This window comes from Terribacillus saccharophilus (assembly GCF_002272745.1).
GTDB classification, from domain to species: domain Bacteria; phylum Bacillota; class Bacilli; order Bacillales; family Amphibacillaceae; genus Terribacillus; species Terribacillus saccharophilus_B.
The window spans coordinates 1-14,121 of record NZ_NPBD01000009.1; the positions used below are offsets into that span (position 1 = coordinate 1).

The 14,121-nt window shown below is 39.9% G+C and carries 14 protein-coding genes; 10 read left to right on the forward strand and 4 right to left on the reverse strand.

Annotation, left to right across the window (positions count from 1 at the left end; genetic code table 11):
• The first annotated feature begins 154 nt into the window (after positions 1-154).
• Both CHH58_RS12510 and CHH58_RS12515 read left to right on the forward strand, forming a co-directional pair.
• Positions 155-463, forward strand: a complete 309-nt coding sequence (locus CHH58_RS12510) for a DUF2087 domain-containing protein (protein ID WP_095233237.1) — start codon at positions 155-157, stop codon at positions 461-463.
• Positions 464-530: 67 nt separating this feature from the next.
• The gene (locus CHH58_RS12515) at positions 531-1,040 is read left to right on the forward strand and encodes a GNAT family N-acetyltransferase (RefSeq protein ID WP_095233238.1); all 510 of its coding nucleotides are present in this window, start codon (positions 531-533) and stop codon (positions 1,038-1,040) included.
• A gap of 86 nt (positions 1,041-1,126) precedes the next feature.
• Here CHH58_RS12515 and CHH58_RS12520 read toward each other — a convergent pair whose 3' ends face one another.
• On the reverse strand, positions 1,127-1,333 hold the full coding sequence (locus CHH58_RS12520) for a DUF4305 domain-containing protein (RefSeq protein ID WP_038558255.1): 207 nt from the start codon (positions 1,331-1,333) through the stop codon (positions 1,127-1,129).
• A 6-nt stretch (positions 1,334-1,339) separates the two neighbouring features.
• Complete coding sequence (locus CHH58_RS12525) at positions 1,340-2,068, reverse strand: CPBP family intramembrane glutamic endopeptidase (protein ID WP_095262607.1); 729 nt, start codon at positions 2,066-2,068, stop codon at positions 1,340-1,342.
• Between the two features lie 267 nt (positions 2,069-2,335).
• Between CHH58_RS12525 and groES the strand changes: the two genes are divergently transcribed.
• From groES to CHH58_RS12540, 3 genes are all read left to right on the forward strand, one after another.
• A complete protein-coding gene (gene groES, locus CHH58_RS12530; RefSeq protein ID WP_095231185.1) occupies positions 2,336-2,620 on the forward strand; it encodes a co-chaperone GroES in 285 nt (94 codons plus the stop codon).
• Between the two features lie 51 nt (positions 2,621-2,671).
• Positions 2,672-4,303 (forward strand): chaperonin GroEL, encoded by a 1,632-nt coding sequence (gene groL / locus CHH58_RS12535; RefSeq protein WP_095233240.1) that lies wholly within the window; start codon positions 2,672-2,674, stop codon positions 4,301-4,303.
• Positions 4,304-4,634: 331 nt separating this feature from the next.
• The gene (locus CHH58_RS12540; RefSeq protein ID WP_095262608.1) at positions 4,635-5,612 is read left to right on the forward strand and encodes a Gfo/Idh/MocA family protein; all 978 of its coding nucleotides are present in this window, start codon (positions 4,635-4,637) and stop codon (positions 5,610-5,612) included.
• A gap of 150 nt (positions 5,613-5,762) precedes the next feature.
• On the opposite strand, the gene CHH58_RS12545 is transcribed toward CHH58_RS12540, so the two are convergent.
• Complete coding sequence (locus tag CHH58_RS12545) at positions 5,763-7,211, reverse strand: flotillin family protein (protein WP_095233242.1); 1,449 nt, start codon at positions 7,209-7,211, stop codon at positions 5,763-5,765.
• Between the two features lie 189 nt (positions 7,212-7,400).
• Here CHH58_RS12545 and CHH58_RS12550 point away from each other — a divergent pair, with 189 nt between their 5' ends.
• From CHH58_RS12550 to CHH58_RS12560, 3 genes are all read left to right on the forward strand, one after another.
• Positions 7,401-8,597 (forward strand): class I SAM-dependent rRNA methyltransferase, encoded by a 1,197-nt coding sequence (locus tag CHH58_RS12550; RefSeq protein WP_095233243.1) that lies wholly within the window; start codon positions 7,401-7,403, stop codon positions 8,595-8,597.
• A gap of 12 nt (positions 8,598-8,609) precedes the next feature.
• Complete coding sequence (locus CHH58_RS12555; RefSeq protein ID WP_095233244.1) at positions 8,610-8,798, forward strand: hypothetical protein; 189 nt, start codon at positions 8,610-8,612, stop codon at positions 8,796-8,798.
• Between the two features lie 74 nt (positions 8,799-8,872).
• The gene (locus CHH58_RS12560) at positions 8,873-9,649 is read left to right on the forward strand and encodes a putative hydro-lyase (RefSeq protein ID WP_095262609.1); all 777 of its coding nucleotides are present in this window, start codon (positions 8,873-8,875) and stop codon (positions 9,647-9,649) included.
• A 99-nt stretch (positions 9,650-9,748) separates the two neighbouring features.
• On the opposite strand, the gene CHH58_RS12565 is transcribed toward CHH58_RS12560, so the two are convergent.
• Positions 9,749-10,354 carry a hypothetical protein gene (locus CHH58_RS12565; RefSeq protein WP_095233246.1) on the reverse strand — a complete coding sequence of 202 codons (606 nt, stop codon included), beginning with the start codon at positions 10,352-10,354 and terminating at the stop codon, positions 9,749-9,751.
• A 409-nt stretch (positions 10,355-10,763) separates the two neighbouring features.
• Between CHH58_RS12565 and CHH58_RS12570 the strand changes: the two genes are divergently transcribed.
• Together CHH58_RS12570 and CHH58_RS12575 are read left to right on the forward strand one after the other, a co-directional pair.
• Positions 10,764-13,109 (forward strand): ABC transporter permease, encoded by a 2,346-nt coding sequence (locus CHH58_RS12570; protein ID WP_095262610.1) that lies wholly within the window; start codon positions 10,764-10,766, stop codon positions 13,107-13,109.
• A gap of 136 nt (positions 13,110-13,245) precedes the next feature.
• Positions 13,246-14,013 carry an ABC transporter ATP-binding protein gene (locus CHH58_RS12575; protein ID WP_095233248.1) on the forward strand — a complete coding sequence of 256 codons (768 nt, stop codon included), beginning with the start codon at positions 13,246-13,248 and terminating at the stop codon, positions 14,011-14,013.
• Positions 14,014-14,121: the final 108 nt, after the last annotated feature.

Consider the following 14,121-nt stretch of genomic DNA (forward strand, 5'->3'; position numbering starts at 1 on the left):
GAACTTATGCAAATTTTCTTATGAAGATTTACAATATAGTTCGGTTTTTATATGGCTAAAACACTTTTGTCCCAGCCTCTTTATTGCTAATATGGACTTTCTTGTATATTCTGGAAATGGGAGGATAAGTAATCGAAAGGGGAGTTGAGAAACCTTGAAATACAGCTTTACAGAAAAAGAAAGAAATCAAGTACTCTCTAATTTTATGAAGGACGGAAAAGTTATCAATGTTCCTGCAAAAGAGAAAAAGAAATATATTTTATCAGCTGAATTCACAAAGAAATTTGACGAAGGAAAAATCTATTCAGAGCAAGATATTAACGCTGAACTCCTAACTATGTATTCAAAAGACGATTATGTCGAACAAAGAAGATATCTAATAACATTTGAATTATTTAAAAGAACATCGGACGGAACACAATATTGGTTAAATAGCGATAATAAGGAAGAGATTGCGAAATAAATCTCAAGGAACTTACATAACAACATGTCAGTCACAATTGCTCACCATCTTCTTAAAGGAGGCAATTATGATACATATAACATTAGCAAATTCAGACCACGTGGCGGGCATATCCAAAGTATGCAGCGATGGCTATTGGGCCACATACAGGGAAACACACTCGGAGCAATACATTCAAGGAATTATCGAAGAGTTTTATAATCACGACAGAATTCTAAAAGAAGTATCTGAGACGAGCAGAGATTGGGGCGGGTACTTCGTTGCGCTCGAAGACGGAGAAGTGCTGGGAGCTATCGGCGGAGGAATGATCGGGGAAGGTATTGGAGAGGTGTTCGTGCTGTATCTTGATCCTGAACGACGCAATGAAGGGATAGGAACAAAGTTATTAGAAGCTCTCACCAAACAGCAAAAGGATCAGTTTAACGCCACTGAACAGTGGGTATCTGTAGCAAAGGGAAATCAGAAGGGTATACCTTTTTATGAAGCGAGAGGATTCGTCGTCCAGCACGAGCGACCTGGTTACCATGATATAGAGGGAGAAAGTTATCCTGCCTTGAGATATTATCGAAAGATATAGCATATCCTGAATCTGTAGAGTGGCAAGCTTACATAAGAAACAGGAATGAGGGAACGAAAAAACCAGCCTCAATCGGCTGGTTTTCCTTATTTCTTGTTGTTCATTTTCTTGATTTTGAAATACAGGCTGAAATAACGGAACGATGTGTAAAAATCAAATGCAGCGAACACTGCAAGTAAGATGCTGAAAATCGTCCAGTCTTTCGCTGCCTGTACGTCATGAATGGCCCAATAGACGAAGAAGACACCTATTACTAGGTAGAGTATCGCGGCGGGCAATGGCGATCGTATCATAAATTCTTATCCTCCAAAGATGATCATTTGCATATTTTCTAGTTGTTTCTGCATTCTTTCTAATTCTTCCATTCTTTCTGGGGTGAGATAAAGCTGAATGATGACGACCATCAGATTCATCAATCCGTGTGTGATGATTGGTACGATGATTCGCTTTGTTTGTACATATAAAGCTGCAAAAACAACACCCATAACGAAGTATTGCAATAGGTGTAAGAAGTCTCCATGTACAGCACCGAATACGAGTGCGGAGATAAGTACTGCTACGAAGAAGTTTGTTCGCTTGTAGATTTCGCCGAATAGTATTTTACGGAAAATGATTTCTTCCAATATTGGTGCGAATACGACGACAATTAGTACGAACGCTGGAACTTCCCGAACTGCATCCAGGATGCTAGACGTATTTTCTGAGCCTTGTGTGATTCCAAAAGCATACGTCTCGATCAAGCCTGCAATAATCTGTCCGGCATAAGCGCCAAAGAAACCGATAATGATCCAGACAATCGTCATTCCGGGACCAGTAGCGCTTCGCACAGCTGGTGCCCGCATGTCCTTGCGCAGCATAAAGCAGACGATAACGACAGCGAGCAGGAAGGTGATCAGACTCCACCAATACGAGACGGTTGCTAAATCCAGCCCTCGATCATCCATCCAAGGAACGAAAGGAACAAGCAGGAATGCGGAAAGCTGCATCACAATATATGTCAATATGACGAACCAATAACGTGCTGGCAATATAACGACTCCTTCCGCCTTACTTATGTAGTTGGCATCTTACGTATTTTAACATAAGAAGCAAGGAAGTATGTAGCGGTGCGCATTGTAATTACCCTGTTAATTCGTCCAGAGCTTGGCAGGAGAAACAAGGAATTCGTCGAACAACTATCAGAGTGTCATGCTTGCATTCCGTTTTCGTTTTGATTATTATAATAACTGTATTAGCACTCAACTAACTCGAGTGCTAAAAATCAAATTATCGATTATATAAGGAGGGTTTCTCACATGTTGAAGCCACTAGGCGATCGTGTTGTAATTGAACTTGTAGAGCAGGAGGAAAAAACAGCATTTGGTATCGTGCTTCCTGAATCTGCAAAGGAAAAACCGCAAGAAGGTAAAGTTGTTGCCGTCGGTAGCGGTCGTGTATACGATAATGGAGAAAGAGTTGCACTGGAAGTTGCAGAAGGCGATTTGATCATCTTCTCTAAATACTCTGGTACAGAATTGAAATATGAAGGAAAAGATTACTTAATTCTTCGCGAAAGCGACATCCTTGCAGTAGTAGGATAATCGAAGAACAGATTTATATAACATAGAAGATATTATAGGAGGTTTTTATTCATGGCTAAAGACATTAAGTTCTCTGAAGACGCTCGTCGTTCCATGCTTCGCGGTGTGGACACACTTGCAGATGCAGTAAAAGTAACACTCGGACCAAAAGGCCGTAACGTTGTATTGGATAAGAAATTCGGTTCTCCACTAATCACAAATGATGGTGTGACAATCGCGAAAGAAATCGAACTAGAAGATGCATTCGAAAACATGGGTGCGCAGCTTGTATCCGAAGTTGCTTCTAAAACAAACGAAATCGCTGGTGACGGTACAACTACAGCGACAGTCCTTGCACAAGCAATGATCCGCGAAGGTCTTAAAAACGTCGCTTCTGGTGCGAACCCAGTAGGCGTGCGCCGCGGTATCGAAAAAGCGGTTGACGTAGCTGTTAAACAGCTTAAAGAAATCTCTAAACCAATCGAAGGCAAAGAGTCTATCGCACAAGTAGCGGCAATCTCTGCAGCCGACGAAGAAGTTGGTAAACTAATCGCAGAAGCAATGGAGCGCGTTGGTAACGACGGCGTTATCACGATCGAAGAATCTCGCGGCTTCAACACAGAGCTTGAAGTTGTAGAAGGTATGCAATTCGACCGCGGCTATGCTTCCCCGTACATGGTTTCTGACCAAGATAAAATGGAAGCAGTTCTTGAAGATCCATACATCTTGATCACAGACAAAAAAATCTCCAGTATCCAGGAAGTACTTCCTGTACTTGAGCAAGTTGTACAGCAAGGCAAGCCTCTATTGATGATTGCTGAAGACGTAGAAGGCGAAGCACTTGCAACACTTGTTGTAAACAAACTACGCGGTACATTCAATGCTGTTGCTGTTAAAGCGCCTGGCTTCGGTGACCGTCGTAAAGCAATGCTAGAAGATATCGCGACACTAACTGGTGGTGAAGTGATCACAGAAGACCTAGGTCTTGATCTGAAAAACACACAAATCACACAGCTTGGCCGCGCTTCTAAAGTTGTTGTTACAAAAGAAAACACAACTATCGTTGAAGGTAACGGCAACCCAGAAAACATTTCTTCCCGCGTAGCACAAATCCGTGCACAAGTAGAAGAAACTACTTCTGAATTCGACAAAGAAAAACTACAAGAGCGCTTAGCGAAACTTTCTGGCGGTGTTGCAGTAATCAAAGTCGGTGCTGCTACTGAAACTGAATTGAAAGAACGCAAACTACGCATCGAAGACGCCCTTAACTCTACTCGCGCAGCAGTAGAAGAAGGTATCGTAGCCGGTGGTGGTACAGCTCTAGTCAACATCTACAACTACGTTGCAGGTCTTGAACTAACTGGCGACGAAGAAACTGGTGCGAAAATCGTACTTCGTGCAATCGAAGAACCAGTTCGCCAAATCGCACACAACGCAGGCCTTGAAGGATCCGTTATCATTGAACGTCTTAAAAAAGAAGACGTCGGCATCGGTTTCAACGCAGCAACAGGCGAATGGGTAAACATGCTTGAAACAGGTATCGTTGACCCAACTAAAGTAACACGCTCCGCACTTCAAAACGCAGCATCCGTAGCAGCTATGTTCCTAACTACTGAAGCAGTAGTAGCTGACAAGCCAGAAGAAAACGCTGGCGGCGGCATGCCTGACATGGGCGGCATGGGTGGAATGGGCGGCATGATGTAAGCTGTCCTCAAACCCTTTGCTACACAAGGATTTGAAACCCTATAAATTAATATGGATTTTAATTGGATTTATCAAATAATCCAATATTAAATCTAAGAAGCCTCTCAATGGTCAATGGACTTTTGGGAGGCTTTTTCTTTTCTATTTTCATTATGGATTTAAGAATAATATCAGTTGTCAGAAGATTTTACAGTACCAGATCACTATCCGGAATTTAACTACCTCAAAGTTGTTTTCATCAAAGTGATCCGTTAGGACACCACGCTGCTGAAACGCAAGCATCATCTTTCTTTTTTACAGCTCACTGCCAACAAACAAGGGAGAGAAAAACATGACACTCAAAATTGGAATGATTGGAACGGGTTGGTTCAGTCGTAAGCATGCGGACATTCTATTAAAGATGGATGGGGTTCAGATTCAGGCTATTTGCGGAACAAGCAAAGAGAAAGCAGCAGCTATGGCGTCCGATTATGAGGGTGCAAATGGGTATGATCAGTATGTGGAAATGTTGGATGCAGAGGAGCTTGATGCGGTTTATATTGTTACGCCGCCAATGGTTCGGGGAGAGATGGAATTAGAGCTTATTGGGCGCGGTATTCCTTTCCTCATCGAAAAGCCACTGGGGACAGAGGACAAGATTCCAGCCAAGGTGTTAGAGCGTATGAATGAAAGTTCTCTGATTACGTCTGTTGGGTATCATTTTCGATACAGTGATTCGGTTCAGCGTCTAAAGGAAAACATAAATGCCCAAAAGCTTGGTATGGTATTAGGTAAATGGATGGGCGAGATGCCCATGGTTAGCTGGTGGAGAGATCAAGAGAAGTCTGGCGGTCAATTTATCGAACAAACAACACATATTGTAGATTTGCTAAGATACGTCTGCGGTGAGGTTGAAGAAGTTTATGCGATGTATGGCAATCAAGTACAGCATAACAAGCACGATAATGTTACGGTGCCGGACATTGGTACGGTAAGTTTACGGCTGCAAAATGGCGTGGTAGCTAACCTGTCGAATACGTGTGTCCTTCCTAGTGGTATGGGAGAAGTTGGGCTCAAGCTTTATACAGATAAAGGAATACTAGATTGGCAGGGCGATAAACTAGAAATAGACCAAGAAGGCATAAAGACGATGTATAAGGATACAGACAATCCATACGTTCGGGAAAATGAGGCATTTATTCATGCCATTCGTACTGGCGACACCTCGCAAATCCGCTCTGATTATAGTGATGCATATCAAACTCATAAGGTGACGTATGCTGCTTTGGAGTCTGCGAGAAGTGGTGTACCTGTTAAGCTTAAAAAATAAAGGTAATAAAAGAAGGAGCGCTGATTTGAATCAGGGCTCCTTTTTTTAGTTTGCTCGGCATTAAGTACCACCTTGGAAGCAAACTAAGACACCTGTACGTTAGCACAGGTGTCTTGGTTTGCTTATTGATTTTCGAGATGTTTAAAAGGATTATTCAAACATGATCTGCTGCTGATCTGATTTCACATTATCCGCTTCAGCATCATTAGTTGACTTTTGCGTGCTAATATTCTGCAAGAAACCTTCCAAGTCAAAACCTGTCATCTGACCAAGACTCTCTTGAAGGTTTGCCATTGTGTTTGTCACCGTATTAGGCAAGGAGTTGATTCCGCCGCCTGATCCATTATCCAAAATACGGATAGACTCGACATTGCTGAATGATTCGCTGATTGCTCTTGCATAATCCGGCATGATGTCGATGAGTTTTTCTCTTAGGATGACGTCTTGGTGCTTCGCCATTGCTTGGGCGCGTTTCTCGATTGCTTCGACTTCAGCTATACTCTTTTGTTTGATGACCGCGGCTTCTGCTTCTCCTTCTACTCTTCTTGCTTCGGCACGGGCTTGTGCTTCTCTTGTTTTGGTGAGGTATTCTGCTTCGGCTTTTTGCTTTTGTACTTCTACTTGCTGCTGTTCCAGTTTAACATCGTTTTCACGTTCTTTCTGGCGCAGTCTTAATTCACTTTCTTGTTCCTGTTCTCTGATTTCCAGACGTTGTTTTTCGATACCCAAGCGTTTTTCTTCTTTTTCGAGCTCGTATGCGGCTTCGGCGATGGCTCTTTCACGCTCTGTTTCCGCTTTGATTTGGGCATCTTTGATGTCTTTTGTTTTACGGACTTCTGCGATATTCATTTCACGCTGGTATTTCTCACGGGATACTTCTTCGTTTACTTCTGCACGTTTGAGTTCGGTTTCCCGTTTGTTGTTCGCTTCTGCTATTTCAGCTTCTTTTTCGATTTTGGCGATTTGCGGACGACCCAAGTTTTCCAAGTATCCTTCATCATCGCTGATGTCTGTGAGTCCAAGTGATGTGATGCGGAAGCCCATATCATTTAGTTCTTTTTGTGCAATTTTACGTACATCTTCATTGAATCGCTCTCGGTCGCCGTTGATTTGCTCAACGGTCATACTGGACAGAATTGCCCGCAAACTGGAGTTTAATACTTCGCCAATTTCCTGCTCGATTTCTCCCTGCGCTTTCCCCAAGAACTGCTCGGCATATCGCACAATCCCTTCCAGTGTGTCGGCTACTTTGACTGTTGCGACAGCTTCTCCGTATACTGCAACGTGTTGTGCTGTATATACTTTTGGTGTTTTGATTTGTAATTGGAATGATTTCAGAGATACTTTAGTGCCAGTTTGGAACATTCTTAGTCTGTGCCCGCCACCGCGGATAACTTTCATATAGCGACCTTGGTCATCTTTATAAATATTTGTTTCTTTTGTCTCATCGCCAAGTTTCGGGCCGGTAACTATGAGTGCTTCGTTGGACGGCACGGTGCGGAATCTGATTTTCATGTAAATGAACCATGCAGTTCCTGCGATAGCTGCCAGTACAACAAGCATAATTATAATGGAAATAATTGTTATTCCTTCTAACATATGAGCATTTCCCCTTTATATGTATTTTGTATTTATACGAGTTAATAGGATTCTTAGTTTCAAAAAATTGAAGAGGATTCAAAGATTGTTATGTGGAGCACAGCAAGGACAGGTGAATATATTGCTACTTTCGCTTATTCTATAAAATAATGGCATAATAAAAGAAATCAAAAAATTAAGGATGACTAAATGAGACAGTTAGTAGAAGTAAAGTTAAAATCGAAATTCATTACAGATATAAAGAATGGCTATCCGTTACTCTCAAAAGAAGCAGTTGAAACTTCAGGAGTGACGATGGATGAGGGGAGCCTTTTACGCCTAGTTGACCCGAGCGGAAGATATATTGGAACAGCATATTATGGTTTGCAAAATAAAGGAATTGGTTGGGTTCTAGCGTTTAAAGAACAGGAAAAAATTGATGCGAAGTTTTTCGTTAAGAAAATAAGTGCTGCTGTTGCAAGGCGGAAGAATTTATATGAAGCCGAAGATACAACTGCTTTCCGTGTGTTTAATGGAGAAGGAGACGGTATCGGAGGATTAATCATCGATTTCTTTGACGGCTTTTATATGGTGAGCTGGTATAGTGAAGGGATTTATTCCTTCCGTGATGATATATATCAAGCTTTGGAGGAAGTAGTAGAAGCACGTGGTCTATATGAAAAATTACGGTTTAATACGAATGGACAATATGTAGAACAAGATGATTATGTGTCAGGTGAAAAGGGAGAATTTCCTTTAATCGTTTTGGAAAACGGGATGAAATATGCGGTAGATTTAAATGATGGAGCAATGACAGGAATATTTTTAGATCAACGTAACGTACGAAAAGCACTACGTGACCATTACGCAAAAGAAAAAACGGTTTTGAATACATTCTCTTATACAGGTGCGTTCTCTGTAGCCGCAGTTCTTGGTGGTGCAACAAAAACAACAAGTGTCGATGTGGCAAAACGGAGCCTGCCAAAGACGATTGAGCAATTTGCAGTCAACGAAATTGATTATGAAGCACAGGACATTAAGGTGATGGATGTCTTTGATTACTTTCGATATGCGGACCGTCATGATTTGAAGTTTGATGTTGTCGTATTGGATCCCCCAAGCTTTGCGCGGACAAAGAAAATAACATTCAGCACGGCTAAGGATTATCCGAAGCTGCTAAAAGATACCTTGAAAATTACAAATCAGGGTGGAATAATTATTGCATCCACAAATAACGCAAGCTTCAACATGAAAAAGTTTAAGTCATTTATAGATAAAGCATTTACTGAATCTAACACACGCTACAAAATCTTAGAAGAACACCAATTGCCAGAAGATTTTACTGTACCACACAATTATCCCGAATTTAACTATTTAAAAGTCGTGTTTATAAAGGTAATGAATTAAGGATGTGTTCAAATGAAATACAATAAAACAACTATGACGAAATTAATTAATCAACAGAGTGAATTACATGCGGAGTTAAAGAGGCTGAAAGCTGAAATGGGCTTAGAGAAAAATTTAGCAATTAAAGCACTTTATCATTCATTTGTAGCTAATAGTGGTAAATATATGGACGAATATAAGGAATTAGAACGTCCGAGATAATGGGATACAAAGCTATACAATCAAGGTCAGTGAGTTAGTACTGGAATTAAATAGACAGACAGGGGGAATTTCAAATGAATCCAAGCACCATAAGAGAAAAAATCAGAAGCGGTGAACACACTACCCATACTTCCGGTTTAGGTAGTGATTTTGTTCAAGCTAATTTAGCAATTGTACCAAAAGAATATGCTTTTGATTTTCTGCTGTTTGCTAATCGAAACCCGAAGTCTTGTCCGATTATTGATGTATTAGAACCAGGAGTGGTTGAGTCTGCTCTTGCTGCTGGCTCTGATATTAGAAGTGATATCCCGCTTTACTTTGTATATGAGAACGGCAAACTAACGGAGAAGCGTCAGGATCTTAAAGAAATCTGGCGGGATGACTTTGTATCGTTCTTGATAGGCTGCAGCTTTACCTTTGAAAGTGCATTACTAGAGGAAGGCGTTCCTTTAAAACATATCGATCAGAATAGAAATGTTGCGATGTACATAACAAACCGTCAAACAAAGCAAGCTGGTGAATTTAGTGGGCCTGTCGTAGTTTCCATGAGACCAATTAAAAATGAGCTTGTTCAAAAGGCAATTGATGTCACTGCACAGTTTCCGAACATGCATGGATCTCCAATTCATGTGGGAAATCCAAAAGAGATTGGTATCGAGGATATTAGCAAGCCTGATTTTGGTGAATTTACGGAGTTCGGAGAAGGAGAAACGCCTGTTTTTTGGGAATGTGGCGTAACACCTCAATCTGCAGCGATTCATTCACAAATTCCATTTGTCATTACGCATGCTCCGGGTCATATGTTTATTACAGACATCACCAATGATGAATTTTTACGTAATAATTCTTGAAAACATTGCTTCTAGTTAGCTCTAAAAAAGCGCCAAACTTAAAGGTTTGGCGCTTTTTCTGCCTTGATTTGTACTTCAAGAATGTATGTATTAATGAAATTACTGCTCTTCAACACTTAAGATAGTGCCGCTCCGTTCCATATATGTGAACCGGTATGTTGTGCCTTCTTCTATCTGATAATTGTTGTACAGCAGCGTAAGCTCCCGTTCATCCGTTGTGATGAGTGCAATAGTTGAGTGGCCACCAGTGTATACATCCACAACTTTAAAGTCATCTACTTTCATTTCACCATTTGCGTAATCCTTCATATCTCCCACACTATTAATTGTTAAAGAACTTAATTGTGGAACAATGAAAACACCTATGGTAAAACAAACTATCCCTGTTAAACCAAAATAAAATACCTGTCTTTTTCCAACTTTCTGGGGATTTTTTATTGTAATAACAAGACTTGTGTAAACAAAAAAGGCAATAAGAGTCAAGGCAGCCAAGTACAACAAGGCAGTTCCTATCCAATCATAGATGAATGCATGATAAAGACTCGAAGCAAAAAATGTTCTTAAAACCATAAAAGTTACACCTAAAATAACAAAAGCAACCATTACCATGATGAAGCCATATATAATTCTTGCCCTCTTGCGATTAGCAACCTCACGTTTCAATTGAGCTGAGCTTTGTAAATGTCGTCGTTTTTTCCTGCCCATTAAATCTCCCCTTTAAAAATCTATATCTTTTTATAAATTATAATCTAGTTCTTGTAGCCTCTCATAAGATTTATGAGAGGTTATTTAATTTGTAATATCATTACTTAAAACTTATGTTTTGAAATACCAAGTGTCAAGGTTTATCACAGTTGTCAAAATATCTTTCACTCCTTTTTTAAAATAGCCGATTTACTAAAATAAGGCTGAAGGCGTAGTAATTAATCAGCCTCAATCAGGTTTTTCAAATAAATACCATTTTGTATGATTACTTTAATACAATAAAAAATCGTTCAGGGAAAAACATTATCCCATAATAAATGAAGCTGAGAATTATTCCACTGAAGAAGTCAAAGAGTGATAGGTACAAGGATAGAATGAAAAATAGATGCTGTAGGAAGGAGAAAAAATCATGTTTTTGAAAATGGTGAAGAATGATTTCATCAGGAACAAAATTATAACGATGACAGTATTTGTATTTATCACAATGGCCGTTATTTTGGCAGCCAGTGCCGTTAATAACATTGGCAATCTGATTCAGGGGATCTCAAAATTCCAGGGAAGTGCAGTGCCAGCTGACATTACGGTGATGCATGCAGGAGAATATGACCAAGGGAAGATCGACCGATTCACAGATCAATATCGGGACCATATAGCGATGCAGGAGACGATGGTTCTCCAGAATATTGATGGTAGTAATATTCATTTTGGTCAAAATCAAACGATGGCGGGAACGATACAGGATATTTCATTTGTGGTACAGAATAAGAATTTTGATTTTATATTGAATCTGGATAATGAAAGGTTGGATGTAAAGAAAGGTTTTGTAGCTGTTCCAATCTATTTCATGGAACAACATGACCTAAAAATAGGTGATACGATTACGGTGAAAAGCGGCTGGTATGAGAAGGCGTTTGTCATTTCAGATTATGCAAGGGATTTTGAGATGAACTCGCCCCTTACTTCTTCGAAACGGTTTGTGGTAAATCAGCATGATTATAATGAAATGCTTAAAATGCAGGCTGGGGAACTGGAATATCTGATCGAATTCAAGCTGAATGAAAGCGGAGATTCTGATGCTGTTCAGACTGCCTATAACGAAGCAGGTCTTCCGGCAAATGGTCCTATATTGGAAGGTAAGATATTTGCGATTTTCAATAGCATGTCGGATATGATAGTTGCGATTGTCATTATATTCATAAGTATGCTGCTTCTTGTGATTGCTTCGCTCTGTATCAGACTTACATTCCTGGCAACGATTGATGAAGATATGAGAGAAATCGGTGTTTTGAAAGCAATGGGGGTATCCCAAAAAGATATAAAAAAGGTTTATCTTAATAAATACAGAGTCATCTCAGTAGCTGCCGGTATTATTGGTTATCTGCTTTCCTTTGCAGTGGTAAATCTGTTAAACAGAAATATGAGACTTTATATATCTACCGATTTATCAGGTAGCTTAAATTATATACTAGCTCTTATAGCTCCATTACTCGTGTATGTCATGATTGTGATGTACTGCAAGCGAGTACTAAAAAGAATTGATAAAATTTCTGCGGTGGAAGCTTTGCGTTCAGATATCATGGAGCGCGGAAAGAACAGTTTCCCGCTGCTAAAGAACAAATTCTTCAGCACTAATATTTACATGGGGCTGAGGGATGTAGGCAAACGATTCAGGTTATACAGGCTGCTGTTAGTGATTTTTATCGTATGTACGTTCATTGTCATACTGCCTGTAAATATTTATAACACGATGAGTTCACCTGAATTTTCCACGTATATGGGAATAGGGAAACAGGATATGAGAATTGATCTTCGAAGGACAGATTCTATTACAGAAGATTTTAAAAAGCTGCAGGAAGAGCTGCAGAGTGATTCGGATATTGAAAAGTTTGCACCCTACATCACAAGTTCCTACCAAGTCAAAAATGCAGAAGATTCCTGGGACTATATGAATATTGAAACCGGAGATTTTTCCGTATTTCCATTAAAGTTTCTGGAAGGCAGAGCACCGAAGGCAGAAGGGGAAATCTCGCTTTCACTAGCCAATGCTGCAAAAGATGGATTAAACAAGAAAGTAGGAGACGAAGTAACCGTCAGGATTGGCGGACAAGAACAGAAGTTAACAGTTACGGGTATTTATCAAGATATTACAAATGGAGGGAAAACAGCAAAGGCGCATACAAGTCTTGGGGTAAATGAAGAGGCCATTCTTTGGTATATTGTGAGTTTGGATTTAGCTGAAGGTGTTGATGCTCGTAAGAAAATGGAATACTACCAGAATGCTTACAGCACAGCGCAGGTAAATGATATTAAAGAATATACGCAGCAGACGTTAGGAAATATCATTGACCAGATGGGTACCGTCGTGGTAGGCGGAATCTCCGTCGCGATCATCATAGCTGTATTAATCACGGCACTATTCCTTCGAATGCTATTATCAAAGGATATGTCTCAGATTGCCATCATGCGAAGTATGGGATTAACTTTAAAGCAAATTAGTCATCAATATATGGCAGGCACTCTGATGGTACTAATATTTGGAATTATATTTGGAGTTTTGACTGCGAACCTTCTGGGAGAATTTCTTGTAAGTTTGGCCATGTCCTCTATGGGAGCGGCAAAAATTGAATTTGTTCATATTATATGGCAGACCTGGCTACTTTGTCCGTTAGTGCTGATCATAGCCGTTGGATTGACGATATTTATCTCCTGTAAGGTAGCCGTAAAAGATGATTTATCTGTCGTTTTGAGAAGTTGACAGTACTGAAAGGCACAGTTAGAAAGCTTTGGAGAAATACTCTACGCATAGACACCAACTGTTTTTCTGAAAAGCATGCCAGAACCCTCTGAGGAAATACTTTTGGGTAGTAATATTTGCTATGGGAGGAATTTAGGTGACCAATATAATAGAAGCTAGAAGTGTGACCAAAAAAGTAGCATTAGGGAAAGATAATGAGCTTCATATCTTAAAGGATGTAAACTTAGAGGTGGAAGAAGGAGAATTCGTATCGGTCATGGGACCGTCCGGAAGCGGGAAATCAACACTGCTATATAATATAAGTGGTATGGATAGAATTACATCTGGTAGTGTGAAGATTAAAGGTCGTGAAATCGGCAGTCTAAAAGAAGAAGAATTGGCGAAGATTCGACTGGAGACAATGGGATTTATCTTTCAGGATATTAATCTATTAAAGAATCTGTCCCTGATTGACAACGTTCTGTTTCCTGCACTTGTGTCAACAGTTGCGGATAAAAATGTAGTAAATCAAAAAGCAAAAGAACTGATGAAAATGACAGGAATTGAAAAGCTTGCAGATCATACAATCACGCAAGGCTCTGGAGGACAGCTACAAAGAGTGGGCATTTGCAGAGCATTGATAAATGATCCGGCTATCATATTTGGAGACGAACCGACCGGAGCATTAGACTCCAAATCGACAGAGGAAATTATGTCAATTCTTGCTGAGATTAATAAAGATGGCACAACTATAGTGCTCGTTACGCATGATGTAAAGGTAGCAGCAAAAACGGAAAGAATACTGGTTATGGCAGATGGAAATATTGTTTCACAGAAGAAAATGCGTAAGTATGATGTACAGAAAGACGATAGTAAGGAAAGAGAAGAAAGTATTATGAAATGGTTAATGGAGAATGGGTTATAAGTTTTCATTGGCATAAAGTTCATATGGGAAATTTCTAAAAGAAAAGTCTATAAGAAAATTAAAAACTCGCTAATATTTTGCTAACACATGTTATAGCGTCTTTAAAGA